Origin of the sequence: Nostocoides sp. F2B08 (assembly GCF_009184895.1) — a bacterium.
Lineage (GTDB): Bacteria > Actinomycetota > Actinomycetes > Actinomycetales > Dermatophilaceae > F2B08.
The window spans coordinates 327,356-351,881 of sequence record NZ_WESE01000001.1; the positions used below are offsets into that span (position 1 = coordinate 327,356).

Sequence of the window (24,526 nt, forward strand, 5' to 3'; positions counted from 1 at the left end):
GGCCCGATGATCCACCCCACCGCGACTCCCGACAGTGACTCCCGACAGTGATGCTCGACAGCGACGACCGGCCCCACCGCCTATGGGTCACTCACTCCTGTCCGACAGCTGTCCGTCCCGCGGGGACGACCGGCTCATGTCGGTCCACCTCGTCGTCCCAGGCCAGGATGCCCCCGCCGAGCGACGCGACCCGGCCGACACCCACCGACAGCAGGTAGGCGGCCGCGTGGGCGCTGCGCACTCCGCTGCGGCAGTAGGCCACTACGCTCGCACCCTCCGCGCGCCACCGGTCGACGAGGTCCGCGGCATCGCCGGCGACCAGCGCACCGAGTGGAACGTGCACGGACGGCTCGATCCGGCCCTCGGCGAGCTCCTCCGCTTCGCGGACGTCGAGGACGACCTCCCTATCGGCAGCCTCGTGCCCCAGCCTGGTCCGGAGCTCGGTGACGCTCACGAGCGGGACCGGTGGCGGTTCCTCACCCGACCGGACCTCCGTGATCGTCGGACTGACACCGCAGAGGGGGCAGTCGGCCCTCGACCGCACCGGCACCTCGCCCCACGTCCCCTCGAGGGCGTCGTGCAGGATGATCCGCCCGACCGCCGGACGACCGGCGCCCGTGATGAGCTTGACCGCCTCGGCCGCCTGGAGCGCCCCCATCACCCCCGGCAACGCGCCGATGACCCCGGTCTCCGCGCACGACGCGACCGATCCCGGCGGCGGGGCCTCCGGGAAGACACAGCGGTAGCACGGGCCCCGTCCTGCCCACCAGACGCTCAGCTGCCCCGCGAACGCGTTGATCGAGGCCCACACGTGCGGCACCCCGGCCAGCGCGCAGGCGTCGGTGACGAGGTACCGCGCAGCGAAGTTGTCGGCGCCGTCCACGACGAGGTCGTATGCGGTGAGCAGCTCCTCCGCCCCCTCCGCCGAGAACCGGCGTGGGTGGGTCCGGACCACGACGTGGGGATTGACCTCGCGCAGCCGGTCGGCGGCCGAGTCGACCTTCGGACGACCGACGTCGGCGTCGGAGTGGAGGGGCTGGCGGTGCAGATTCGAGGTCTCGACGACGTCGTCGTCGATGACGCCGATCGTGCCGACACCCGCCGCCGCGAGGTAGGTCAGCGCCGGCGAACCCAGCCCTCCCGCACCGACGACGAGGACCCGTGCTGCGGCCAACCGTCGCTGCCCGAGATCACCGATCTCGGCGAGCCTGGTGTGCCGCGCATACCGTCGTCGTTCGGCCTCGCTCAGGGGCGGGCCGGGCTCGACGAGCGGCGCGAACTCCATACGGTGCACGATAGTCGCGATCGACGCGCCTAGAGTGGGCACGCGACGAGCCAGCCGAGCGAGCAGGAGAGCCATGAGCACCACCCAGGCCATGACCGGCCAGCGCGGACAACGCCTGCCCCGGTCCGCGCGTCGCGCCCAGCTGCTCGAGGCTGCGCAGGCGGTGTTCGCCACCGCCGGCTACCACGCGGCCGCCATGGACGACATCGCCGACCGCGCAGGTGTCTCCAAGCCGGTTCTCTACCAGCACTTTCCGGGCAAGCTGGACCTCTACCTGGCCCTCCTGGACCAGCACTGCACGACCCTCGAGAGCCTGGTCCGGGACGCCCTGCACACTCCTGCCGAGTCCGCCAAGTCCAAGGTCTTCGCGGCGATCGAGGCGTACTTCGACTTCGTCGCCCGCGAGGACGCGGCGTTCCGCATGGTCTTCGAGTCCGACCTGACGAGCGAGCCCCGGGTGCGCGAGCGGATCGACGCCGTGACGGACACGTGCGCCGAGGCGATCGCCGAGGCGATCGTCGAGGACACGGCCGGAGGCCTCGACGACGAGCAGGCGCTCCTGATGGCCGTGGGCCTGGCCGGCCTGTCCCAGGTCTCGGCGCGGCACTGGCTGGCCCAGGGCGCCGCGCTGCCGAAGGAGGTGGCGGCCCGGCTGGTCGGACAGCTCGCCTGGCGCGGTGTCACGGGCTTCCCCACCGGCCACGCCGAGGACGCGCTCCCCCGACCGAGCGGGGAAGAAGGAGACGATACGGCGGGTTAGCCTTGACGCGAACCCGTCCCTCGGACGCACCCGACCCGCCCCGCGGCCACGTTCCGGCCCGCCGGGACTGAAAGGAAGTCACCAGTGGAGGTCAAGATCGGCGTCCAGAACGTCGCTCGTGAACTGAGCATCGAAACCGACCAGTCGGCCGAGGAGGTCGCCGCGGCCGTTCGATCCGCGGTGAGCGACTCCGGCGGCATCCTCGGCCTCACCGACTCCAAGGGCCGCGAGATCCTCGTGCCCGTCGCGGCGCTCGCCTACGTCCAGGTGGGCGACTCGGAGAAGGGCCGCGTCGGCTTCGGCACGGTACCCCTGCCGCGCTAGGCGCACCGCCCCACCTCCGTCGGCTCTCCAGGGAGGCAGACCCGCAGTGCTCCTCACCATTCTCGGCGCGCTCGTGCTCGGTGCCGTCATCGGCGCGCTCGCCCGTCTGATCCTCCCGGGCCGGCAGAGCATCTCGCTCGTCGTCACCGTCATCCTCGGCGTGCTCGGCTCGCTCGTGGGCAGCTGGGTCGTCTACCAGCTCGGGTATGAGGGATCCGGTGGTTTCGAAGCGGTGCCGTTCCTCGCGGGGGTCGTCGTCGCGGCGCTCCTCATCGTGGGGTACGGCATGCTCACGGGCCGCCGGCAGATCTGACCGCGGACACGGCGGCGCTCCGCTGACTCCCCGTCACGCCGTGACGAGCGCGTCGGCAGAGATCCCGGGATCGATCTCAGGCCGTCAGACCCATCCTCGTCATCCGGTCGGTGTGCCGCTCGGTGACTCTGCGCAGTATCGCACCGATCTCCCCGAGGTCGGCTCCGGGACGCTCGGGTGTTCCGACGAGCAACATACCCATGGCCTCGCGGTCGGCGGCGACCTGCTGGGCCTGGGTCAGGGCCTCACCGACCAGCCGTCGACCCCACAGCGAAAGTCGGCTCGCCTCGGGCGATCCGGGTGTGATCGACTCGCGGACCACCGAGATGAGGTAGGCCCGCTTGCCGTCGTCCGCGACGACCTGCTCGACCACCTCGCGAGTGCGGGGATCGACCAGCCGGGCCATCTCGCGGTAGAAGTCGACGATGATGCCGTCCGCCACACTGGCCTTGACCAGCCCTTCGAGCCACGTCTCGGCCCTGGTGCGCCGGTTGAGGTCGTCGATCACGGTCGTGAACGGAGCCATCGCGTCCTCCAGCGTCGAGCCCAGCTCGGCCAGGCGCCCCTCGAGGCGGCGGACGTGGTCGAAGTCGGCCGCCGCATACCGGCAGAGGGCCACTCGCGAGGCGAGGTCGGGGGCGGAGAACGCGTGGACGGCCAGCGACTGGTACGTCGTCAGCTCGCTGTAGGCGAGCACCCCGAGCAGGTCCACGGCCCCGGCCACGTAGTCCGGGTCGAGGTCGCCGGCGCCGCCGGAGGACGGGTATGCGTCGGTCGCGCTCACATCGACCGAGCGTAGTCGTCGCGAGAGTTTCGCTGAGGGAGGACGAGCGCCGGCCCGGTCCGGGTGTCGGCCGCTGATGTGGCCGACGCTGGCCCAGCCGGTAGACTCGCGGTCGTACCGGTGCCCGGTCGGCACACGGATGACCATCGCAGACTGTGTGTGACTCCTCGGTGAGCGCCTCCCGCGGCTCCCTCTCGACTTCCTCCGATCGGCCCAGTTCCCGGCGCGCGGCACCGCGCTCCGGTCCGTGGCACGACACCCGCCCGCTCGGACGAGCGGACGGGGTGTCTCGATCGAAAGAGACCGACCAGACCTATGAGCACCCAGTCCTTCGCCGACTTCGGCGTCCACCCCGACATCGTCGAGTCCCTCGCCGACGTGGGCATCACGGCCCCCTTCCCGATCCAGTCGATGACCCTCCCGGTGGCGCTCGGCGGACACGACATCATCGGCCAGGCCAAGACCGGCACGGGCAAGACGCTCGGTTTCGGCGTGCCGATGCTCGACCGCGTCGTCTCCCCCGCGGATCCGGAGTTCGCGACGCTGTCCTACGCCGGCCGCCCGCAGGCCCTCGCCGTGGCACCGACGCGTGAGCTCGCGGTCCAGGTCGCGAGTGACCTTGAGAAGGCGGGCCGCCGCCGTGGCGTGCGCGTCCTGACCGTATACGGCGGTCGGGCCTACGAGCCGCAGATCGAGGCTCTCAAGCGGGGCGTCGAGGTCGTCGTCGGCACGCCGGGCCGTCTCATCGACCTCGCCAAGCAGGGGCACCTCAACCTCTCCTCGATCAAGACGCTCGTCCTCGACGAGGCCGACGAGATGCTCGACCTCGGGTTCCTGCCGGACGTGGAGCGGATTCTCGCGCTGACACCGGCCTCGCGCCAGACGATGCTCTTCTCCGCCACGATGCCGGGGCCGGTCGTCGCCCTCGCACGTCGCTACATGCGCCAGCCGACGCACATCAGGGCGATGACCGAGGACGGGGTGACCGACAGTCAGCTCGTCGCCGCGACCAAGCAGTTCGCCTACCGCGCCCACGCGATGGACAAGACCGAGATGCTCGCCCGCATCCTGCAGGCCGAGGGCCGCGGGCTGACGATCATCTTCAGTCGGACCAAGCGCACGGCCGCCAAGGTGGCCGACGAGCTCGCCGACCGCGGTTTTGCGGCAGCGGCCATCCACGGCGACCTCGGTCAGGGCGCGCGGGAGCAGGCGCTGCGGGCCTTCCGAAGCGGCAAGGTCGACGTGCTGGTGGCGACCGACGTGGCGGCCCGCGGCATCGACGTGGAGAACGTCACGCACGTCGTCAACTTCCAGTGCCCCGAGGACGACAAGACCTACGTGCACCGCATCGGGCGCACCGGCCGCGCGGGAAACACCGGCACCGCGATCACGTTCGTGGACTGGGACGACCTGCCCCGATGGGGTCTGATCAGCAAGAGCCTCGATCTCGGCATCCCGGAGCCGGTCGAGACCTACTCGTCGTCGCCGCACCTGTTCGCCGACCTCGGCATCCCGGAGGGTGTCAAAGGTCGCCTGCCGAAGTCGCAACAGACTCGCGCCGGCCTGGACGCCGAGGTGCTCGAGGACCTCGGCGAGACAGGCAAGGCGAGCGGCCGACGGCCTGCGTCGGATCGCGGCGGGTCCGGCCGCTCGGGCGACGGCCGGTCCGGTGAAGGGCGGTCGAGCGGTCGTCGGTCCGGTGAGCGGAGCGGTGGCTCGGGCTCGGGCCGGCGGGCGCATGACGGCGAGCGTCCTCAGCGCGATGGCGGTGAGTCCGGCGGGCAGTCGCGACAGCGTTCGCGGCGCCGGCGGACCCGCGGCGGCGCCGCGCAGGCGGACTGACCCGCTCGGGCGACACCGGAAATGCCAACCGCGCCCTATCCCACGCGCCCGGCATACCCCTGACCCACCGGCTCGACGCCGGCATGCCAACCGCGCCCTATCCCACGCGCCCGGCATACCGCTGACCCACCGGGGGCGACACCGGCATGCCCGCCGCGCCCTATCCCACGCGCCCGGCATACCCCCGACCCACCGGCTCGACACCGGCATGCCAACCGCGCCCTATCCCACGCGCCCGGCATACCCCTGACCCACCGGGGGCGACACCGGCATGCCCGCCGCGCCCTATCCCACGCGCCCGGCATACCCCTGACCCACCGAGGGCGACACCGGCATGCCCGCCGGGCCCTATCCCACGCGCCCGGCATACCCCCGACCCACCGGCTCGACACCGGCATGCCAACCGCGCCCTATCCCACACGCCCGGCATACCCCCGACCCACCGGGGCCGACGCCGGCATGCCAACCGCGCCCTATCCCACGCGCCCGGCATACCCCCGACCCACCGACTCGAGTGCCGTATGCCAACCGCGCCCTATCTCACGCGCCCGGCATACCCCCGACCCACCGGGGGCGACACCGGCATGCCAACCGCGCCCCATCCCACGCGCCCGGCATACCCCCGACCCACCGACTCGAGTGCCGTATGCCAACCGCGCGGACTCGGGCTCACTCGTCCGGGATCGTGCTCACATCGATGACGAAGCGGTAGCGCACGTCGGAGGCGACGACGCGGTCGTAGGCGTCGTTGACCTGGTCCGCGGAGATCTTCTCCACGGTCGCCGCGATGCCGTGCTCGGCGCAGAAGTCGAGCATGGCCTGCGTTCCGGCGATGCCGCCGATGTTCGACCCGGTCAGCACCTTGTCGCCGGAGATGAGCGACCCGATGCGCACCTGCTGGGGATTGGTCGGCAGACCGACGTTGACGACAGCGCCGAAGGGCTTGAGCATCCCGAGGTAGCGGTCGAGCGGGACGTCGGCGCTGACCGTGTTGAGCACGAGGTCGAAGCGACCCCGGAGCTCCTTGAAGACCGACCCGTCCGCCGTGGCCCGGTAGTCGGAAGCGCCGAAGGACCGACCGTCCTCCTCCTTGGACGTGGTCTGCGATAGCACCGTGACGTCAGCGCCCATCGCGGCGGCGATCTTGACCGCCATGTGGCCGAGGCCACCCATCCCCACGACGGCGACCGAACTCCCGGCGCCGATCTTCCACCGGTCCAGTGGCGTGTAGACCGTGACCCCCGCGCACAGCAGGGGCGCGGCGACGTCGAGCTCGAGACCGTCGGGAATGCGAAGGACGAACCGCTCGGCGACGATGACCTCGCGGCTGTAGCCGCCCATCGCGACCTCACCGTCGGGATACGTGTCGTTGTACGTCCACACCGTCTTCTCGGTGCAGAAGTTCTCGTGGTCCGTCGTGCACATCTCGCACTCACCGCAGCTGTCGACCATGCAGCCGACACCCACCCGGTCCCCGACGCTATGGGACGTCACCGCCTCCCCCACCTCGATGACCGTGCCCGCGATCTCATGCCCGGGCACCATCGGGAACAGCGCGGAGCCCCACTCCTCACGTGCCTGGTGGATGTCGCTGTGGCAGATGCCTGCATAGGCGATCTCGATCCGGACGTCGTCCGGACGCAGGTCGCGGCGTTCGATGGTGACGGGTGCCAGTGGTTCTCCCGCAGCGGGAGCAGCAAGGGCGCGGGTGGTCGTCGGCATGACGTCTCCATTCGGGTCGGCGGTCCTCGGTGAGGACGGACGGGGGTGAGGCGATCCGGGGCGGATGCGGGTGGGGTCAGATACGTTCGAGGACGGCGGCGGCGACCTCGCGATAGGCCTGGGCGCCCTTCGAGGTGCGACTCGAGCCGAGGATCGAGCGCCCGACGGCGGGTGCCTCGGCGAAGCGAACGGTCCGCGGAATCGGCGGCTCCAGGACGTCGAGTCCGTAGCGCTCGCCGACGTCGGCCAGCACCTCGCGCGAGTGGTTGCTCCGCCCGTCGTACATGGTGGCGAGAATGCCGACGACCTTGAGCTTCTTGTTGAGGATGCGCCGTACGTCCTTGACCGTGTCGAGCAGCTGCCCGACACCGCGGTGGCTGAGCATCTCGGCAGGCATGGGGATGATCAGTCCGCCGCTCGCGGTGAGGGCATTGAGGGTGAGCACCCCGAGAGTCGGAGAGCAGTCGAGGAGGATGATGTCGTAGTCGTGCACGACATCCTCGAGGGCGCCGGCGAGGACGTACTCCCGACCAGGGCGGGGCAGGAGCTGCGCCTCGGCCCCGGCGAGGTCGATCGTGCTCGGGACGAGGTCCACTCCGTCCTCGGTCGCCAGAACGGCCTCGCCCATGTCCGCTCTACCCAGGACGACCTCGTTGATCGACGTTTCGACCGCGTCCGGGTCGACCCCGAGGCTGAAGGTCAGGCAGGCCTGCGGGTCGAGATCGATCAGGAGGACCTTCTTGTCGAGCTCGGCGAAGGCGGCCCCGAGGGAGGCCACGGACGTGGTCTTCGCCACTCCCCCCTTCTGGTTGGCCAGCGAGATGATCGTCGCCTTGGGGGCTCGGGAGCGTTTGGGCATGCGGCCTAGTCTGTCATCCTGCGAGCAGGCGCCGGACCGGCGGCCCAGTCGATGACGAAGCGTCGGAACAGGTTCGCCGAGGGCAGCAGCGGATGGTGCGATGTCCAGGCCAGGCCGAGGTGCCGCACGGCATCCACACCGGCCAGAGGACGCAGCACGACGCCGTCCGTTCCGACCGGGCCGACCGCGGCTCCCAGCGACGGAAGGATCGAGATGCCCAGACCGTGACCGACGAACCCGCGCACGGTCGCGAGGTCGTCCGCCTCGAAGGCGACATCGGGATCGACCCCGACGGCGTGGAAGATCTCCAGCGTGATCCGACGCAGCCGGGACGGGGACCGTAGCAGGACGAGCCGCTCGTCCCGACAGTTGCGCAGGTCGACTGCCTCGGCAGCCGCGAGCGGGTGCCCGTCGGGCAGCGCGAGATACAGCTCGTCGGTGAGGAGCGGATGCCAGAGCACGTGCGGACCGACCGCCCGGCTCGTGGTGAGCTCGAGGTCGATCCGGCCGGAGGCGAGCAACGGGGAGATGCGGTTGTCCTCGTTGCTCACCGTCGCCTCGAGGACGAACTGCACGCTGGGGTGCGAACGCTCGAACTGCCTGATCAGGGTCGGCACGAGCCACGTGCCGAGACTGAGGGGGAAACCCAGGCTGACGACCCCCCGCTCCGGGTCGACCAGCTGTTCGACGGTCGCGAGGCCGTCGTCGACCGCATTGACCACCTGGTCCACGTAGCGCTTAAACGCCAGTCCCGCGAGCGTCATACGCAGCACGCGTCCCTGCCGCTCGAGCAGCGCAGTGCCGACCTCGTCCTCCAACCGGGCGAGGGCGCGGGAGACCGACGGCTGGCTCACGCCGAAGACCTCGCTCACCTCCGTGACTGTGGTCCCGTCCGCCACGAGTTGGAACCAGCGGAGCGAATCGACGTCCATCGCCATATCGTATGCGTTCTGCGCATGGATCAGATGTGACTGTGCTATTGGACGTATAGGTCTTGGCTTCGAGATCATCGACGTATGACGAACATCAGGACCACCACCCTCATCCGCTCCGTCCGCGACGACCTGCGCGAGCGCCGGGCCGCTCGCGCCGAGTACCGCGCCTTGAAGGCGGCTCTCGCCTCGTACCGCTCCCCCGCCGAGATCGACGACCTGCTCGTCATGGCGGACGACGAGAACGCCGAGTCGGCTCTCGTCCGGGACATTCTGAGCGGCAACCTGCGCCAGTACCACGCAACGCACGGCGCAGGCCTCGGCGCGATGCGGTACAGCGCCTGACCCCCCGCCGATCGGCGGGCCGTGACGACCCGTCGGCGCGATGCGGTACAGCGCCTGACCCCTGGCTCGACGCGTTCAGCCGACGAGCCGAGCCATCGGGCGCGGAAACGGAATGACCGCGTGCGGCGTGACGACGAACGCGTGCAGCAGCGTCATCGACACCTGCTCGCACGCCTCAAGGACGGCCTCGTGCCACGCGCGGTCGTGGTCGACGACGAAGCTCTGGCCCGGGCGCGCTCGGGCGAGGACGATACCGATCGACTGTTCACCGAGCTGCTCGGCGACGCCGTGCAGCCAGCGACCGACGACCTCGTGCGCCGACGAGGTGGCCGGCAGATCCGTGACGAGCACAGGCACGGTGGGTCTCCTCTCGGCGTCACACAGGACGAGCAGGAGGGCACCTGATGCGATGTCGTCCAGGTCGAGCAGCAGTCTGACGAGCTCTGCGGCGTCCTCCTCACCGTCCACCGGAGCCCGCTCACTGGAACGCTCACCGAGGGATCGGTCGATACAGTCCTCGTCGGTGCAGTCGTCATCGAGGCAGACCTCGTCGGTGCATTCGGCGCCGAAGCAGTCCCCCTCATAGCAGCTCGGATTCGAGCAATCCCGGTCGAACGGGGCGTCATCGAGGGGATCGGGAGTTCGTGAGTCGTAGATCATGACCGGAGACTCTGCCCGAGGATCGGAACGTGCCCCGAGAGTTATCCACATCCATGCTGGAAGGGCCGTCGACCACCCATTCGACGGAACCCGGTCCGGACGGACATGAAGCCACGGCAGTGCGGCCGGTTCAGCTGAAGACGACCGTCCGGTCGCCGTTGAGCAGGACCCTGCTCTCGGCGTGCCAGCGGACGGCCCGGGCCAGGACGCGCGACTCGCTCTCCTCGCCGGCCCGAACGAGGTCCTCCGGCGTCATCCGGTGGTCGACCCGCATGACGTCCTGCTCGATGATGGGCCCCTCGTCGAGGTCGGCCGTGACATAGTGCGCCGTGGCTCCGACGAGCTTGACCCCGCGGCGGAATGCCTGGTGATAGGGCTTGGCCCCCTTGAACGACGGCAGGAACGAGTGGTGGATGTTGATCACCCGCCCGGACAGCTCCCGCGAGAGGTCGTCGGACAGGATCTGCATGTAGCGGGCGAGGACGACGAGGTCGATGTCGTGCTCGGCGAGCAGGTCTCGCAAGCGGCCCTCCGCCTCTGCCTTGGTGTCCGCGGTGACGGGGATGACGACGAACGGGATGCCGTACATCGTGGCCAGCGGCTCGAGGTCGGGATGGTTGGAGACGATGACGGGGATGTCGATGTTGAGCGCTCCGCTGTTCCAGCGGAAGAGCAGGTCGTTGAGGCAGTGGCCGAACCGGCTCACCATGATCATGGTCCGCACCGGGCGTCGAGCGTCCTGGATGGCCCAGTCCATGCCCAGGCGTTCGGCCGTGGGGGCAATGATCCGCCGCCACTCGTCGATCCCCGGCCCACCCGAGGCGACCGAGTACGCGATCCGCATGAAGAACGTGTCGCTTCCGTCGTCGTCGAACTGCTGGCTCTCCTCGATGTTCGCCCCGTGCTCGAAGAGCACCTGGGTCACCGCCGCGACGATTCCGGGACGGTCCGGACAGGAGAGGGTGAGGATGGCATCGGCGCGCATGGGACAAGCATGCGGGGTGCGGCGGGTTCGGTCCCAACCGGTCCACTCACCGAAAGCGCCCGGCCGGGCTCAGGCCGGCAGGTATGCGGTGCCCCAGCATGCAGCCAGGATCGCCTCGAGCGCCTGCGGGTCGGTCCGGTTCTCACCGATGAGGTTGGACTTGCCGGCACCGTGGTAGTCGCTCGATCCCGTCACGACGAGACCGAGCTCGTCGGCGAGGCCGCGCAGCTCGCGACGGGCCGCCTCGTCGTGGTCCCGGTGGTCCACCTCGATGCCGAGCAAGCCTGCCGCGGCCAGGTCGGCGATGAGCTCGGGCGTGACCCCCCGGAGCTGGCGGTCGGTGTAGGGGTGCGCGATGACCGCGGCGCCACCGGCCGCCACGACGATCTCGACGGCGCGGACCGGGTCCGGCGCGTAGTGGCTCACGTAGTACGGGCTCCCGTCGTGCAGATAGCGACGGAAGGCTTCGTCACGATCGACCACGACACCGGCTGCGACCATCGCGTCAGCCAGGTGCGGCCGGCCGAGCGTCGCACCCTCTGCCACCTGCGCCCGGACCTGGTCCATCGTGATCGGCACGTCGTCCGCGACGAGCCGGTCGACGATCCGGTCCAGCCGAGTGAGTCGCGACTCCCGCGCAAGGGCCATTTCGTGTTCGAGGTCGGCGTCGTCGGGTGAGGGGAGGTAGGCGAGGAGGTGGATGCTGCGCCCGTCGCGACGGCACGAGACCTCGATGCCGCGCACGAGCCCGATGCCGAGTGCGCCGGCCGCCTCCGCCGCCTCGTCCCACCCACCGACGGTGTCGTGGTCGGTCAGCGCCACGACGTCGAGACCGGCCCGGACGGCGGCGGCGATGACCTGCGCAGGCGGCTCGGTGCCGTCGCTGACACTGGAGTGGGTGTGCAGGTCGATCTCCATGACCGTCAGCCTAGGCAGGACGCGGCGCCGCGTGCCGAACCGGAGGACGCCGCCACGGCTCAGCGTCTCGGCATGAGCACGGTGTAGTCGAGGTCGAGGACGACCTCCGGGAGGTAGCGGCCGTCGTCGCCCCGGAGCGGGAAGTCCGAGCACGCGCGGTCCTTGGTCGCGACCGTGCGGATCCGCAAGGCGCCGAGGTCGTCGCGACCCGGCAGCTCGAGTCGGTCGAGCACCTCCGACCAGGCGTAGACCGTGTCCCCGGCGAAGGTCGGGTTGCTGTGCGTGCCGCCGTTGATCGCGGCGATCCACACGGCGTTCGCCAACCCGTTGTAGGACAGTGCCCGCGCGATCGAGATGACGTGACCGCCGTAGACGATCCGCCGGCCGAACCGCCCCTGGCTCTCGACGTGCTGGTTGAAGTGCACCTTCGCGGTGTTGTGCCAGAGCCGTGTCGCCGTCATGTGCTCGGCCTCTTCGACGGTCATCGCGTCGACGTGGTCGATCCGCTCCCCCGGCTCGTAGTCGTCCCACAGGTGAGGGCTCCCGCCGAGGGCGGTGTCGTAGTCGGCGCCGCTCAGTCCGGTCGGCACGATCAGCTCCGCCGCGTCGACGGCTCCCGGCAGCTCGGGGACGACCGTCTCGGAGGAGGGCGAGTCCTCGTCCCGTTTGCGGACCATGACCCACCGGACGTAGTCCAGGACGACGCCGTCGTCCTGGTTGGTCCCGGTGGAGTGGACATAGACCACCCCGGTCCGGCCGTCCCGGTTCGCCTTGACGCCGATGACCGTCGAGCGCGCGGAGAGGGTGTCTCCGGGGAACACGGGTGCGGTGAAGCGGCACGCTGCGTAGCCGAGGTTGGCGACGGCGTTGAGCGAGACCTGCGGAACGGTCTTGCCGAACACGGTGTGGAAGACGATGAGGGGGTCGAGCGGCAGGCGTTCCAGCCCCATGGCCCGTGCGACCGTCTCCCCCGAGGTGAGCGAGAAGCGCGAACCGTAGAGAGCGGTGTAGAGCGCCGCATCCCCCGTGGTGACGGTGCGCGGGCTGCTGTGGAGCAGCTCCTGGCCGACGTGGAAGTCCTCGAAGAAGTGGCCGGCGTCGGTCTTCAGGGAGTGGGTCGTCATGAACTCATCCTGACGGCTGCGGTCCGCCCGCCGACTACCACCCCGGTATGCGGTTGGTCACCCAGGTGCCTCACACCGGGCTCCTCACGGTCGCCACGCACGCGGCTAGGGTGGAGATATGGCTGAGTTCGTGGGCGCCGTGGACCAGGGAACGACGAGCACGCGCTTCATGGTGTTCGACGTCGAGGGACGTGAGGTCGCCCGCCACCAGCTCGAGCACGAGCAGATCCTCCCCCGCGCCGGCTGGGTCGAGCACAACCCCCTGGAGATCTGGGAGCGCACCGAGACGGTCATCCAGTCGGTCCTCACCAGCGCGCGCATCTCCCCGTCGGACCTCGCGGCGATCGGGATCACCAACCAGCGCGAGACCGCCGTCGTGTGGGACCGGCGCACGGGCCGTCCGCTGCACAATGCGATCGTCTGGCAGGACACGCGAACGGACTCGATCGCCAAGGCGCTGGACGCCGACGGGCGCGGAGACGTGATCCGGACCCGGGCCGGACTGCCACCCGCTCCGTACTTCTCGGCGGGCAAGGTGCAGTGGCTTCTCGACAACGTCGATGGTCTGCGCGCCCTCGCTGAGAGCGGCGACGCGCTGTTCGGAACACCGGACACGTGGGTGGTCTGGAACCTCACCGGCGGGCCCAACGGAGGCCGACACGTCACCGACGTGACCAACGCCAGCCGCACCATGCTCATGGATCTGCAGACCTTGGACTGGGACGAGGAGCTGCTCGGGTTCTTCGGCATCCCGCGCGCCATGCTCCCTGAGATCGTCCCGAGTAGCCATGCCACCGCATACGGCTCGACGGTCGGCCTGCGCGGCGCGGAAGTGCCGATCACGGGCGTCCTGGGCGACCAGCAGGCGGCGACCGTCGGCCAGGTGTGCTTCACCCCGGGCATGGCCAAGAACACCTACGGCACGGGCAACTTCATGCTCATGAACACCGGCACCGAGCTGGTGCGCAGTCGGCACGGCCTCCTGACGACCGTCGCCTACCGGTTCGGCGACCAGGACCCCGTGTATGCGCTCGAGGGCTCGATCGCCGTGACCGGCAGCGCGGTGCAGTGGCTGCGCGACCAGCTCGGCATCATCAGCGGCGCGAGCGAGATCGAGACGCTCGCCCGCAGTGTCGAGGACACCGGCGGCATGTACTTCGTGCCGGCGTTCTCCGGCCTGTTCGCCCCGTACTGGCGCAGCGACGCCCGGGGAGCCATCGTCGGAATGTCGCGCTACAACACCAACGCCCACCTCGCCCGGGCGACCCTCGAGGCGATCTGCTACCAGACCAAGGACGTCGCGGACGCGATGGTCGCCGATGTCGAGGCCAGCGGCTGCACGATCGATCTCGACGTGCTGCGCGTCGACGGAGGCGTGACCGCCAACGACCTGTGCATGCAGCTCCAGGCCGACATCCTCGGTGTCCCCGTGAGCAAGCCGGTCGTCGCCGAGACGACCGCTCTCGGCGCCGCCTACGCCGCGGGCCTGGCGGCCGGCGTCTGGGCGGGTACCGACGAGCTCACGGCGAACTGGCACGAGGCGCGCCGTTGGGATCCCTCGTGGAACGACGAGCAGCGGGAGAACGGCTACGCCGGTTGGCGCAAGGCCGTCGAACGGACACTGGACTGGGTCGACGTCGACTGACGCCGGCCAGAACAGGTCGATGTCGCAGATCGACCGGAAGGGACGAACCGAATGACCCTCAACCGCCACCAGCGGGCCGCCGCCATCGAGCGGATGACCTCGGATGAGCCTCTCGACGTCCTCGTCATCGGTGGTGGCGTGGTCGGTGGAGGCGTTGCGCTCGACGCCGTCACCCGAGGGCTGTCCACCGGACTCGTCGAGGCGCGTGACTATTCCAGTGGCACGTCCTCGCGCTCGAGCAAGCTCATCCACGGCGGTCTGCGCTATCTCGAGATGCTCGACTTCGGTCTCGTGCACGAGGCCCTGCAGGAGCGGGGTCTGCTCCTGACGAAGATCGCACCCCACCTCGTGCAGCCGGTCTCGTTCATGTATCCGCTCTCGAAGCCGGCCTGGGAGCGGTTCTACGTCGGCTCGGGGATCGCTCTGTACGACGGCCTGGCGTTCGGGGTGGGCCAGACCGGGGGGATGCCGCGGCACCGGCACCTGCGCAAGAAGAATGCGCTGCAGCTCATGCCCAGTCTCAAGCCCTCGGCGCTCAGCGGCGCGATCCAGTACTACGACGCACAGGTCGACGACGCCCGCTTCGTGTTGGAGCTGGTCAGAACGGCCGCCCAGCACGGGGCCCACGTCGCCAACCGGGTCAAGGTCGAGGAACTGCTCCGGGATGACTCCGGGCGCGTCACCGGTGTCGTGGCGCTCGACGACACCGACGGTCGCCGCCTGACGATCCACGCCCGGCATGTGATCTCGGCGACGGGCGTCTGGACCGACGAGATCCAGCAGATGGTGGGCGCCGACGGCCCGCTCAAGGTGGCAGCCAGCAAGGGCGTGCACCTCGTCGTGCCGAAGGACCGAATCGACTCCCAGACGGGCGTGATCTTCAAGACCGAGAAGTCGGTGCTGTTCCTCATCCCGTGGGACGAGCACTGGATCGTCGGCACCACCGACACCCCGTGGAAGTACGACAAGCAGCATCCGGCCGCGACGTCCGCCGATATCGACTACCTGCTCGACACGGTCAACGAGGTACTCGTCACCCCGCTGACCCGCGACGACATCGATGGCGTGTTCGTCGGCCTCCGCCCGCTGATCGCGCCGACCGACCCGGACGACACGGCCTCGACGACCAAGATCTCCCGCGAGCACGTCTGCGCCTGTCCCGCGCCAGGTCTGGTGCTGGTCGCCGGCGGCAAGTACACGACGTATCGCATCATGGCCAAGGACGCGGTGGACCTCGCCCTGGCCGAGCTCGGCAAGGAGATGCCGGAGTCGATCACCGAGAAGATCCCGCTGGCCGGGGCCATCGGCTGGGACTGGCTGAGCGAGCGTCCCCACATCCTCGCCAGGGGCACCGACATCGACGACGTCGCGATCGAGAACCTGCTCGAGCGCTACGGCACGCTGACCAAGGAGCTGATCGCCCTCATCCAGGCCGACCCCACCCTGGGTGAGCGCCTGCCCGGTGGCGAGGAGCACCTCAAGGTCGAGCTCGTCTATGCAGCGGCCTCCGAGGGCGCGCTGCACCTGACCGACGCGCTGACCCGGCGCACCCGAATCTCGATCGAGGCCCGGGACCGGGGGTTGTCCGCGGCCGAGCCGGCGGCTCGCCTGATGGCGCCCCTGCTCGGCTGGGACGAAGAGCGGATCCGGTGGGAGATCGACCTGTACCGTCGACGCGTCGAGGCGGAGATGAGCAGCCAGACGATGCCGGACGACGAGAGCAGCAACGAGGTGCGCACGGCGGTGCGGGAGACGAGCCTCTCGTGAGCGATCGACAGCCGGCTCGGCACGGGGCCCTCCGCGGTGCCGGCCGGCGGCGCAAGGAGCCGTGATGCCGCTGCCCCGCTGGTTGGCCCAGATCAACAAGCGCGTCTTCAACCCCATCGAGATCCGCCGCGGTGTCCGGCCGGTGCTCATCCATACCGGCCGGTCCTCGGGACGCACGTACCGCACTCCCCTCGACGCGCACCGTCTGCCCGACGGCTACGTCTTCATCCCTATGTACGGACCGCGAACCGACTGGGTCCGCAACGTCCTGTCCGCCCAACGGGCTCGCCTGCTCGTCGACGGCACGGAAATCGAGCTGCGCGCGCCACGGCTGGTGGCGAAGAAGGACGTCTGGCCCTTGCTGCCCGCCGCCACGAAGACGCCTCCGACCATCACCGACCAGTCATCCCTGCTCCGCATGGACATCGTGTCCTCGTAGAGGACGCCAATCGCCGAGAGCGAGGTGATCGTCAGCCTCGTGGACGCGCTCGTGACCGAGCAGCCGTGAGATGTCGGCCCAGGACTCGGCCGCGCAGCTCGGCTCTGCGATGGAGCGGTATCTGTCCGAGGTCGACGACCAGCGCATCGCCGGCGTCCAGGAGACCCTCGGGGAGTTGCTGCCGTCGCGGGCGGCTGAGATGAGTAGGGCGACAGCGGCCGTGACACTGCACCAGCTCCTCACCCACACCGGCGGTTTCCCGCCGAGGGGAGCCCGGCGACTGGGCGGAGCAGTCGACGAGCGCCCAGGTGCAGGCGAACGACCGCAGCTACGGGTACATGTGGTGGATCACCGACGACGCCGACGCGCCCGGCTCACCACACGTTCACCAGGGCAGCCCCGGAACGACTGACAAGACTCGCCGCATCCCCCATCTGGCCGACTGAGACCACATCTCCGGCCGACGCCGTCGCTGCCCGGCGTCCTGCTGTCCGCCTCGGCCGCCCGTAGACGCGCCGACCCCCTTGGGTGGACACTGAGGAATCGCTCGTCGTCTGGGCGGGCCGGCCGTGGGAGCCGCTATGGGAATGATGATGCTCTGGATGGTGGTCGGCCTTCTCGTTGCGATTGTGATCGCCGTCGTTGTGGATCGCCGCCGCGGTCCGTCAGGTCCTCGAGATCGCACCGCCTCGAGCGCGCGGAACCGTTCCGACCATGGTCACGACAGTTTCACCTGGCCTGGCGCAGGCGGTTGACCCAAGCGGACCCCGTATCCGTCGACCCGGCCTCCCTGGGTCGACACCCCGATTCCAGATGCCGGCGTCCGAAGTGAGGAGTAGACGCTGGTTGGTGCTCAGGAGGTCGCCATGAAGACATGGACCCGGGCCACCATCGGACTGTCGTTGGCGTTCATCGTGACCGCCTGCACCGGTGCGGGCACAGATCCCGAGCCCACCGCCAGCATGACAACCGAACCCTCGCCGACAGTGTCCGAGTTGCCTACGGCCCTGCCGTGGCCGGTCGCGCCGGCCTCGGCGCTCCCGGACGAGAACACGACACCCATGATCACGGAGATGCAGCGATGGGTCGATGGCGGGTTCCTGCCGGGAGCGACCGCGGCCGTGGTCTCCCCGAGGGGCGAATGGACCGGGGCTGTGGGCGTGGACGGGCAAGGCGCGACGCTGGAACCGACCTCCGGCATGGCTCTGGCGCAGATCACCCAGACGTTCGTCGCCGCGGAGGCGCTGCTGCTGGCCGAGCAGGGCAAACTCGACCTAGACGTCCCGGCCTCGACGTACCTGCCGATCCCGCAGCTGGCCAACGGCGCGACCACCAGGCACCTACTCGGCCACCGCGCCGCGATCCCCGACCCAGGACCGGAGCCCTACGCCTCGGTCTTCACCGCCCCGGACGCGCACTGGTCCGCAGAGCAGTTCCTCGAACCTGTGCCGGAGGCCACCGACCCGCCTGGTGAGGAGTTCTACGAGGACACCACCAACTACGTCCTGGCCGGGCTCGTGGTGCAGGAAGCGGCAGGACGCTCCACGGGTGCAGCACTAGCCGAAGACCTTTGGAGCCCGCTCGGTTTGGAGCGGTTCGCCTACCAGGACGAACAGAGCCTCCCCGAGCCGATCGCGGCCCCCGGCGAGGACGAGAACGTTCCCGAAGGCCAAACCGGGCGCCCGTACCTGCCCTTCCGCTCCGCGGCCAGCGCGGAAGCCGCAGCCAAGGGCGTCGCCGGCGATGCGTTGTCGGTGGCCCGGTGGGGATACGAACTCTACGGCGGACACGTGCTCACTCCCGAGAGCGTGGCCCAGCTGACCGACTTCGTGGACGTCGAGCCTCGCTACGGCCTGGCGACCGTGGACTTCAGTCAACCGTTCTTCTACCGGTGGGGCCTGGACGGCTACGGAATCTGGGGCGGCACCGTCGGCTACCGCAGCGTCCTGGCCATCTACCCCGACAACCAGCTCAGCGTCGCGATCCTGACCCCTTCAACCGTCGACGCCATCCCCTACGTGCGCCACCTCGTCAACGCCGGGGGGCTGCGCGACTGACACCCCGTAGCGACCGCGGACATCTCCACGGCTGACCCCCGGAGTCATCACCCGTCCGCGACGCCGCCTCACACACTAGGAGCGATCATGTGGATCCTCGGCTTGACCGTCATATTCCTCATCGTCGCGGTCGCCGCCCTCGTCACCGAGCGCCGCAGGAGCTCACTCGGTGGAGACGCCCGGGAGGACCGCTTCGTCGATCCGACCAGGGACCGGTACAAGTCCTTGGCTGACAAGGAGCAGGAGCATCCAGATCACGGCACGGCGGGCTGAGGCGCGACTCCGCGCGCCGGGACCCTGACGCTGTGCGAGCCCGATGACGGTAACGGGTCGGACCCGCGAGCGTCGTCCCGGCATGGACCTCCAGCTCACGGAGTGGCATCGTTGGTGTGTGCCCCGCGCCATCGATGCGGACTATCTGGTGGTGGGAGCCGGTGCCATGGGAATGGCCTTCACCGACGCCCTGATCGATCACGCCGACGTCCGGGTGGTCCTGGTCGACCGTCGCCACAGCGTCGGCGGGCACTGGCTGGAGGCCTACCCCTTCGTCCGTCTGCATCAGGCGTCGCTGTTCTACGGAGTTGCGTCGACCGCCCTCGGCGGCGGAGGCCGGCAACGGCGCGGCCCCGAGGAGGGCCTGCACGAGCGGGCCACCCAGGCTGAGATCGTGGCCTACTTCGACCGGGTTCTGCACCGGATGCTGGACTCGGACCGGGTCGAGTTCTACCCGAACAGCGACTATCTCGGCGACCGGACGGTGCGTTCGCGGATCTCGGGCGAGACGTTCGAGGTGGGCAAACGATGCCGGATCGTCGACGCCTGCTACCTGTCCCCGAGCATCCCAGCCGAGAAGCCGCCCCCGTTCGATGTCGCCGAACACGCCCGGGTGCTGCCGGTCAACGCCCTGGCGCGGCTCGAGGACGCCCCGAGCGAGTATGTCATCGTCGGATCGGGCAAGACCGCGACCGACGCGTGCGTCTGGCTCCTCAGCCGCGGGGTCGACCCGAACGCGATCTGCTGGGTGCGGCCTCGAGACCCCTGGATGCTGAACCGGGCCAAGGTCCAGCCCGAGCCCTCGGTCTTCCTCGGCATGGCCGCGGACATCATGGCGGCAGCCGCGGGCGCAGCCTCCCTCGAAGACCTCTTCCTCCGCCTCGAGGACGCCGACGTCATGCTCCGCATCGACCCAGCCGTCATGCCGACGATGGCCAAGACCCCCACCCTGGCCACCTGGGAGCTCGACCAGCTCCGCACCCTGGAGCACGTCCTACGCCGGGGTCACCTGAAGGCCGTGGACCGGGGCAGGCTCACCTTCGCCGACGGGTCCGTCACCATCGCCGCCGACGCCCTGGTCGTGCACTGCGCCGCCGACGGCCTCAAGTACCCGCCCCTGGTTCCCCTCTGGGGCCCTCATGCGATCACCCTCCAGCCGGTCCGGGCCGGCTTCCCCTGCTTCGGAGCCGCACTGACCGGGTACGTCGAGGCCACCCGCGAGCGCGACGACGACAAGAACCGCCTCTGCACACCATCGCCGTACCCCGACACCCTCGCTCAGTGGGCCCGGATGAACGTCCTCGGCACCCAGGCCACCATCGCCTACTCAGCCGACCCCGACATCAGGTCATGGTCCGACCACGTCTCACTCAACCCCGCACGAATCCCACCCGGACATCCCACATCCGCCGCTTTGGACGACGCGACCGAACGCCTGACATCTCACCTGCCCCAAGGGCTGGCCCGACTCACTGAACTGGCGTGAGTTCTCCTGACGAAAGACGTCCCAGAATGGGATTCACGACGGCCCCTTCGTCGGCATCGGCACCCAGACCTGCGCTCTAGACGCAGAGATGCGTTGGACTTGCCGTCGAAAAGGACCCACAGATCGAGGGATCTGCTCCTGGTGGAGAACAAGATCGAGCAGATCGGGCACGACCTTGACGAGGGCCCCTCAGACGGGGAAGAGAACACCGTCGGTGCGAGTGGAAGAGAGTGTCATCGGCTCAGGGGCGCACCCTCTCAGCCAGAGTGTTGAGCAGGCCGGCGGCTTCCTCGGCCCCATCGACGGTGATCAGCCATCGGGCGCCGTCACCTCGGGTGACCTCGAGCGCCTCACCCTTGCGCACAACGAAGCCGGTGCGCCCGTCCGTGCCGATCCGGTACCCCCAGCCGCCGAACTGCCACAACGGGTCGACGGTCGTTACCCCCGCATACTCGACGTCCGACAGCGGGATGCGCCACATGGGCCTGCCGAGCAGGCCGCGGATCGCCAGCCCCTCCTCGCCGATCTCTACCCGGTAGAAGGAGAACGCGACAACCAGGACCATGACCAGCCCCCCGCTGAAGACCATGAAGGCGTACGTACGGGTGAGTGCGGCGAGGCCCACGAAGGCGAGCGGCAGGAGCACGAGTAGCAGCCAGATGCCCCGGGCCGGTCTGGCCGTGCCGGACCACGACGCCGTACCCCTCCCCCGCAGGTTCACCCGGGGCGCGTCCGCGGGAACCGGCCCGGTCGCCGTGGTCGTCTCCGCCTCCAACCCCGGAACGGTCCATGCCGCGATGAACCCGAGGACGAGGGCGACGACAAGGCTGAGTGTGATGGCCATGTCGACGCTGGAGATGTCAGCGGTGCCGTCCGGGCCGCGCTGGTGCCACAGGGTCACGGCGATCGTCCCAGAGACGAACGCCGCGGTCCCGGCCGACATACCCACACCCAGGCGGCGGGCCATCGCGTCACGGCGGGCGAGGTGGATGACGAGAGCCCCGAGGGCCCACCCCATGACGAGCCCGATGAGGGCGTACCACGGGGCGGCCTCGCGCGAGGTGAACCCGTCCGCCACCCCACCCGTCCCCCAGTGGGTCACGACGGTCTCGGGCAGCTCGTCGAGGAAGGAGAACGTCCACACCAGTGAAGTCGCCGTAATGATCAGCGGCCAGAGGAAGACCGCCCACGCGGCCCGCCGGCGCGCCGACCGCGACCGATCGGCCGCATCTTCGTTCGCACCACCCATACCTCGACCTTAGCCACCGGCGAACCGACCCTCGGCCGACCGTCGATGTGACATGACTCCATGGGCGGGTGAGTGGAGAGGAGACGAAGGTGTCGAGCCCCATTTCGCTGAAGCCGGCACCCGGACGGCCACGAGGCCAGCCTCTTCAAACCCGCTCGCCGAGCGGGAGAGCGACGAGTTCCAGCTGGACACCCCCCGGGTCGAGCACGGCCAAGCCGAGGAGGGCCGACGACCTGCACAGGTCGAGACCCCGCGCCGTACGTCAGGAGCTCGCTCCGCGCAGGCCCACGCGGCCCTCACCACGACAGAGGACCGCCATGAATCGTCCCAGCTCACCCCGCGGGCGGCGGGGGCGGGGCCGGGGCGCCGGCGGGCGGCCGGATCTTGGCGTACGAGGTGGCCGAGGTGGTGGTCGAACCGCCCGGGGTGGGCGTGGACTGTGCCGCGGTGACCCGCCCGGGAGACGGGTCCCACCCGGTGTCCACGACCTTGCGCTGGACGATCGTGGCCAGTCCCAGCAGCGCCGCGCCGATCAGGAGGGCGAGCGCGATGCCTATCCACGACCCTGCGCCGGCACCCGTCCCGATGAGGATCCCGAACCAGCCGAAGTCTGTGTCGCCGAAGGTCGTGTTCGCTTCGCCGAAGTCGCCCAGCACCCGAAGCAGAAGGGCCGGCAGGAAGGTGATGAGCAGACCGTTGATGAAGCCTCCGAGGATGGCACCTCGACGCCCACCGGTCGCGTTGCCGTAGACGCCGGCAGCACCACCGGTGAAGAAGTGCGGAACCAGGCCCGGCAGGATCAGGGCCAGACCCAGCAGCGGACCGAGCCAGATGGAGAGCGTGGCGAGACCGACGAGCCCACCGACGAAACTCGCGATGAAGCCCACGAGCACGGCGTTCTGGGCATACGGGAAGACGATCGGCGCGTCCAGAGCCGGAATGGCGCCGGGCACCACCCTGGCCGCGATCCCCTGGAATGCGGGCACGAGCTCGCCCAGGATCGTGCGCACACCGAACAGGATGACCGCAACGGCGACGCCGAACTGGAGGCCCTGGGTCACCGCCAGCATGAAGAAGTTGCCGACCGACGACGCTGCCGGGTCGAAGGCGGCGAACGCGGTCTCGTTGCCTGCACGGACGAGGAACAGAACGGCGAGCACGAGGTACATGAGCACCATCGACAGCGCGGTGGCGACCATCGAGTCGCGCAGGAAGCGCAGCGACTCGGGAAGCTGGAGCTCCTCGGTGGACCGGCTCTTGCGGCCGACCGCGCTTCCCACGGCACCGGATGCGATGTAACCGGCGGTGCCGAAGTGACCGATGGCGATCGAGTCATCCCCGGTGATCTTGCGGGTGTAGGGATGGGCGAGGGCGGGAAGTGAGACCATGAGGATCGCCAGGAGGAGGCCGCCGACGCCGACCACGAGGAGCCCGCCGTACCCGGCGCTGGCGAGGACGATCGTCAGCAGGGTCGCCATGAAGAGGATGTGGTGTCCGCTCAGGAAGACGTAATGGAGCGGCGTGAAGCGGGCCAGGACGAGGCTGAGGGCGAATCCCAGGATCATGAGCCAGGAGACCTGTGCACCGTACTGAGCCTGGGCGATTCCGACGATGGCCTCGTTGGTGGGAATGACACCCTGGGCGCCCGTGGCGCCCTGGATCATCGTTCCCAGGGGCGACAGCGATGAGATGACCAGCGTGGCCCCGGCCCCGATGAGCAAGAAGCCCAACGTCGCCTTGACCGCCCCTCCGATCACCTGACCGACGGACTTGCGCAGGGCGATCAGCCCGACGGCCGTGATGATGCCGATGAGGAAGGCGGGCACGCTCAAGATCTCGTTGACGACGAACTGCGCGATCGAGACGAGGATGTCCATGAAGTGTCCCTTCAGACGTCGTAGAGCCGGCGGAGCGCGGAGTCGATCTCGGTGGTGGACGTGAAGTTCTCGATGACCTCGACCGGCACACCCACCTCACCGAGAGCCCTGGCGATCTCACCCGACGTGAAGATCAGGTCGGCCTCCTTGGCCTTGCCTCGCGCCGAGATCGTGTCGGTAGCCTCGACGGTGATGTACGGCGCCCATCCCCACGTGCTGAGGACCTGCTCCAGCGTGTTCTTGAGGAACAGGCTCGTCCCCAGGCCGTTTCCGCACACCGTGAGAATCTTGTCGGTGGTCGTGCCGGTGGCCTGATCCCCCGACGCCGACGCGGACTCAGAGGCCGTCGTCCCTACCGGCGTCGCGTCGGTCTCGACCGACGTTCCTTCGGACAGCACCGCCCTGATCCCCTCGGTGGACGTCGCCGCGTCGAGGGCAGCCGTCCGCTCGGTGTCTCCAAGCACCTTGGCGAGCTGGGCCATGGCGTCGAGGTGCGCAGAGGAGTCCTTGGCGGCCAGGGCCACGACGAGCGAGACCGGGTCGTTCTTGGTGTGGCCGAACTCGACGGGTCGGGCCAGCCGGACCCACGACATCCCCGTCCTGTGCACGGCGTCCGAGGGTCTGGCATGGGCGAAGGCGAAGCCAGGCGCAACGACGATGTAGGGACCCTTGTCCACCACACTGTCCACCATCGCCTGCGTGTACCGCTCATCCGCCACCCCCGAGCGTTCGAGCAGACCCCCGGCATGGCGCACCGCGCCCTCCCAGCCGTCCACCTCCACATCGAGCTCGACGGCGTCCTGGGCCAGGAGTTCATGCAAGGCAGGCATCCATAGAACCTATCCAGCGCTCCATTCCCGACGGGGAGTTAGCCCATGGT

At 69.5% G+C, this 24,526-nt stretch carries 24 protein-coding genes; 12 read left to right on the forward strand and 12 right to left on the reverse strand.

Going from position 1 to position 24,526, the window contains the following annotated elements; translation table 11 throughout:
* Positions 1 to 91: 91 nt before the first annotated feature.
* On the reverse strand, positions 92 to 1,285 hold the full coding sequence (moeB, locus tag GA707_RS01455; protein WP_152176635.1) for a molybdopterin-synthase adenylyltransferase MoeB: 1,194 nt from the start codon (positions 1,283 to 1,285) through the stop codon (positions 92 to 94).
* Positions 1,286 to 1,358: 73 nt separating this feature from the next.
* Between moeB and GA707_RS01460 the strand changes: the two genes are divergently transcribed.
* The 3 genes from GA707_RS01460 to GA707_RS01470 all read left to right on the forward strand — a co-directional run bounded on the left by GA707_RS01460 (position 1,359) and on the right by GA707_RS01470 (position 2,682).
* Positions 1,359 to 2,045 carry a TetR/AcrR family transcriptional regulator gene (locus GA707_RS01460; RefSeq protein ID WP_152176636.1) on the forward strand — a complete coding sequence of 229 codons (687 nt, stop codon included), beginning with the start codon at positions 1,359 to 1,361 and terminating at the stop codon, positions 2,043 to 2,045.
* A gap of 84 nt (positions 2,046 to 2,129) precedes the next feature.
* On the forward strand, positions 2,130 to 2,369 hold the full coding sequence (locus GA707_RS01465; RefSeq protein WP_152176637.1) for a DUF3107 domain-containing protein: 240 nt from the start codon (positions 2,130 to 2,132) through the stop codon (positions 2,367 to 2,369).
* A gap of 46 nt (positions 2,370 to 2,415) precedes the next feature.
* Positions 2,416 to 2,682, forward strand: a complete 267-nt coding sequence (locus GA707_RS01470; RefSeq protein ID WP_152176638.1) for a GlsB/YeaQ/YmgE family stress response membrane protein — start codon at positions 2,416 to 2,418, stop codon at positions 2,680 to 2,682.
* A gap of 76 nt (positions 2,683 to 2,758) precedes the next feature.
* Here the strand turns inward: GA707_RS01470 and GA707_RS01475 are convergent, their stop codons facing one another.
* The gene (locus tag GA707_RS01475; protein ID WP_193315112.1) at positions 2,759 to 3,466 is read right to left on the reverse strand and encodes a ferritin-like fold-containing protein; all 708 of its coding nucleotides are present in this window, start codon (positions 3,464 to 3,466) and stop codon (positions 2,759 to 2,761) included.
* Between the two features lie 315 nt (positions 3,467 to 3,781).
* Between GA707_RS01475 and GA707_RS01480 the strand changes: the two genes are divergently transcribed.
* A complete protein-coding gene (locus tag GA707_RS01480; protein WP_152176640.1) occupies positions 3,782 to 5,308 on the forward strand; it encodes a DEAD/DEAH box helicase in 1,527 nt (508 codons plus the stop codon).
* A 669-nt stretch (positions 5,309 to 5,977) separates the two neighbouring features.
* On the opposite strand, the gene GA707_RS01485 is transcribed toward GA707_RS01480, so the two are convergent.
* From GA707_RS01485 to GA707_RS01495, 3 genes are all read right to left on the reverse strand, one after another.
* Entirely contained in the window at positions 5,978 to 7,030 is a 1,053-nt protein-coding gene (locus GA707_RS01485; protein WP_152176641.1) for an NAD(P)-dependent alcohol dehydrogenase, read from the reverse strand.
* Between the two features lie 76 nt (positions 7,031 to 7,106).
* Positions 7,107 to 7,889: a ParA family protein gene (locus GA707_RS01490; protein WP_152176642.1), complete on the reverse strand. Its 783-nt coding sequence runs from the start codon at positions 7,887 to 7,889 to the stop codon at positions 7,107 to 7,109.
* A gap of 5 nt (positions 7,890 to 7,894) precedes the next feature.
* Positions 7,895 to 8,821 (reverse strand): LysR family transcriptional regulator, encoded by a 927-nt coding sequence (locus GA707_RS01495; protein WP_193315113.1) that lies wholly within the window; start codon positions 8,819 to 8,821, stop codon positions 7,895 to 7,897.
* An 84-nt stretch (positions 8,822 to 8,905) separates the two neighbouring features.
* Here GA707_RS01495 and GA707_RS01500 point away from each other — a divergent pair, with 84 nt between their 5' ends.
* The gene (locus GA707_RS01500) at positions 8,906 to 9,166 is read left to right on the forward strand and encodes a hypothetical protein (RefSeq protein ID WP_152176644.1); all 261 of its coding nucleotides are present in this window, start codon (positions 8,906 to 8,908) and stop codon (positions 9,164 to 9,166) included.
* Between the two features lie 75 nt (positions 9,167 to 9,241).
* Here the strand turns inward: GA707_RS01500 and GA707_RS01505 are convergent, their stop codons facing one another.
* The 4 genes from GA707_RS01505 to GA707_RS01520 all read right to left on the reverse strand — a co-directional run bounded on the left by GA707_RS01505 (position 9,242) and on the right by GA707_RS01520 (position 12,853).
* Positions 9,242 to 9,826, reverse strand: a complete 585-nt coding sequence (locus GA707_RS01505; RefSeq protein WP_152176645.1) for a hypothetical protein — start codon at positions 9,824 to 9,826, stop codon at positions 9,242 to 9,244.
* Between the two features lie 130 nt (positions 9,827 to 9,956).
* Positions 9,957 to 10,811, reverse strand: a complete 855-nt coding sequence (gene purU / locus GA707_RS01510) for a formyltetrahydrofolate deformylase (protein WP_152176646.1) — start codon at positions 10,809 to 10,811, stop codon at positions 9,957 to 9,959.
* A 69-nt stretch (positions 10,812 to 10,880) separates the two neighbouring features.
* A complete protein-coding gene (locus tag GA707_RS01515; protein WP_152176647.1) occupies positions 10,881 to 11,729 on the reverse strand; it encodes a PHP domain-containing protein in 849 nt (282 codons plus the stop codon).
* A gap of 59 nt (positions 11,730 to 11,788) precedes the next feature.
* Complete coding sequence (locus tag GA707_RS01520; protein WP_152176648.1) at positions 11,789 to 12,853, reverse strand: MaoC family dehydratase; 1,065 nt, start codon at positions 12,851 to 12,853, stop codon at positions 11,789 to 11,791.
* A 118-nt stretch (positions 12,854 to 12,971) separates the two neighbouring features.
* Here GA707_RS01520 and glpK point away from each other — a divergent pair, with 118 nt between their 5' ends.
* The 7 genes from glpK (at position 12,972) to GA707_RS01550 (ending at position 20,520) form a co-directional block, all read left to right on the forward strand.
* A complete protein-coding gene (gene glpK / locus GA707_RS01525) occupies positions 12,972 to 14,498 on the forward strand; it encodes a glycerol kinase GlpK (protein ID WP_152176649.1) in 1,527 nt (508 codons plus the stop codon).
* Between the two features lie 51 nt (positions 14,499 to 14,549).
* The gene (locus tag GA707_RS01530) at positions 14,550 to 16,265 is read left to right on the forward strand and encodes a glycerol-3-phosphate dehydrogenase/oxidase (RefSeq protein WP_152176650.1); all 1,716 of its coding nucleotides are present in this window, start codon (positions 14,550 to 14,552) and stop codon (positions 16,263 to 16,265) included.
* 64 nt (positions 16,266 to 16,329) lie between these two features.
* On the forward strand, positions 16,330 to 16,704 hold the full coding sequence (locus tag GA707_RS01535) for a nitroreductase family deazaflavin-dependent oxidoreductase (protein ID WP_152176651.1): 375 nt from the start codon (positions 16,330 to 16,332) through the stop codon (positions 16,702 to 16,704).
* 308 nt (positions 16,705 to 17,012) lie between these two features.
* Complete coding sequence (locus GA707_RS20670; RefSeq protein WP_193315114.1) at positions 17,013 to 17,150, forward strand: hypothetical protein; 138 nt, start codon at positions 17,013 to 17,015, stop codon at positions 17,148 to 17,150.
* A 420-nt stretch (positions 17,151 to 17,570) separates the two neighbouring features.
* Entirely contained in the window at positions 17,571 to 18,761 is a 1,191-nt protein-coding gene (locus GA707_RS01540) for a serine hydrolase (RefSeq protein WP_152176652.1), read from the forward strand.
* Positions 18,762 to 18,848: 87 nt separating this feature from the next.
* Positions 18,849 to 19,034, forward strand: a complete 186-nt coding sequence (locus GA707_RS01545) for a hypothetical protein (RefSeq protein WP_152176653.1) — start codon at positions 18,849 to 18,851, stop codon at positions 19,032 to 19,034.
* A 118-nt stretch (positions 19,035 to 19,152) separates the two neighbouring features.
* Positions 19,153 to 20,520: an NAD(P)-binding protein gene (locus GA707_RS01550; protein WP_226963455.1), complete on the forward strand. Its 1,368-nt coding sequence runs from the start codon at positions 19,153 to 19,155 to the stop codon at positions 20,518 to 20,520.
* Positions 20,521 to 20,761: 241 nt separating this feature from the next.
* On the opposite strand, the gene GA707_RS01555 is transcribed toward GA707_RS01550, so the two are convergent.
* The 3 genes from GA707_RS01555 to GA707_RS01565 all read right to left on the reverse strand — a co-directional run bounded on the left by GA707_RS01555 (position 20,762) and on the right by GA707_RS01565 (position 24,476).
* Positions 20,762 to 21,769: a DUF1648 domain-containing protein gene (locus tag GA707_RS01555; RefSeq protein WP_152176654.1), complete on the reverse strand. Its 1,008-nt coding sequence runs from the start codon at positions 21,767 to 21,769 to the stop codon at positions 20,762 to 20,764.
* Positions 21,770 to 22,101: 332 nt separating this feature from the next.
* Positions 22,102 to 23,646 (reverse strand): PTS ascorbate transporter subunit IIC, encoded by a 1,545-nt coding sequence (locus GA707_RS01560; RefSeq protein ID WP_152176655.1) that lies wholly within the window; start codon positions 23,644 to 23,646, stop codon positions 22,102 to 22,104.
* 11 nt (positions 23,647 to 23,657) lie between these two features.
* Positions 23,658 to 24,476: a PTS sugar transporter subunit IIA gene (locus GA707_RS01565; RefSeq protein ID WP_152176656.1), complete on the reverse strand. Its 819-nt coding sequence runs from the start codon at positions 24,474 to 24,476 to the stop codon at positions 23,658 to 23,660.
* Positions 24,477 to 24,526: the final 50 nt, after the last annotated feature.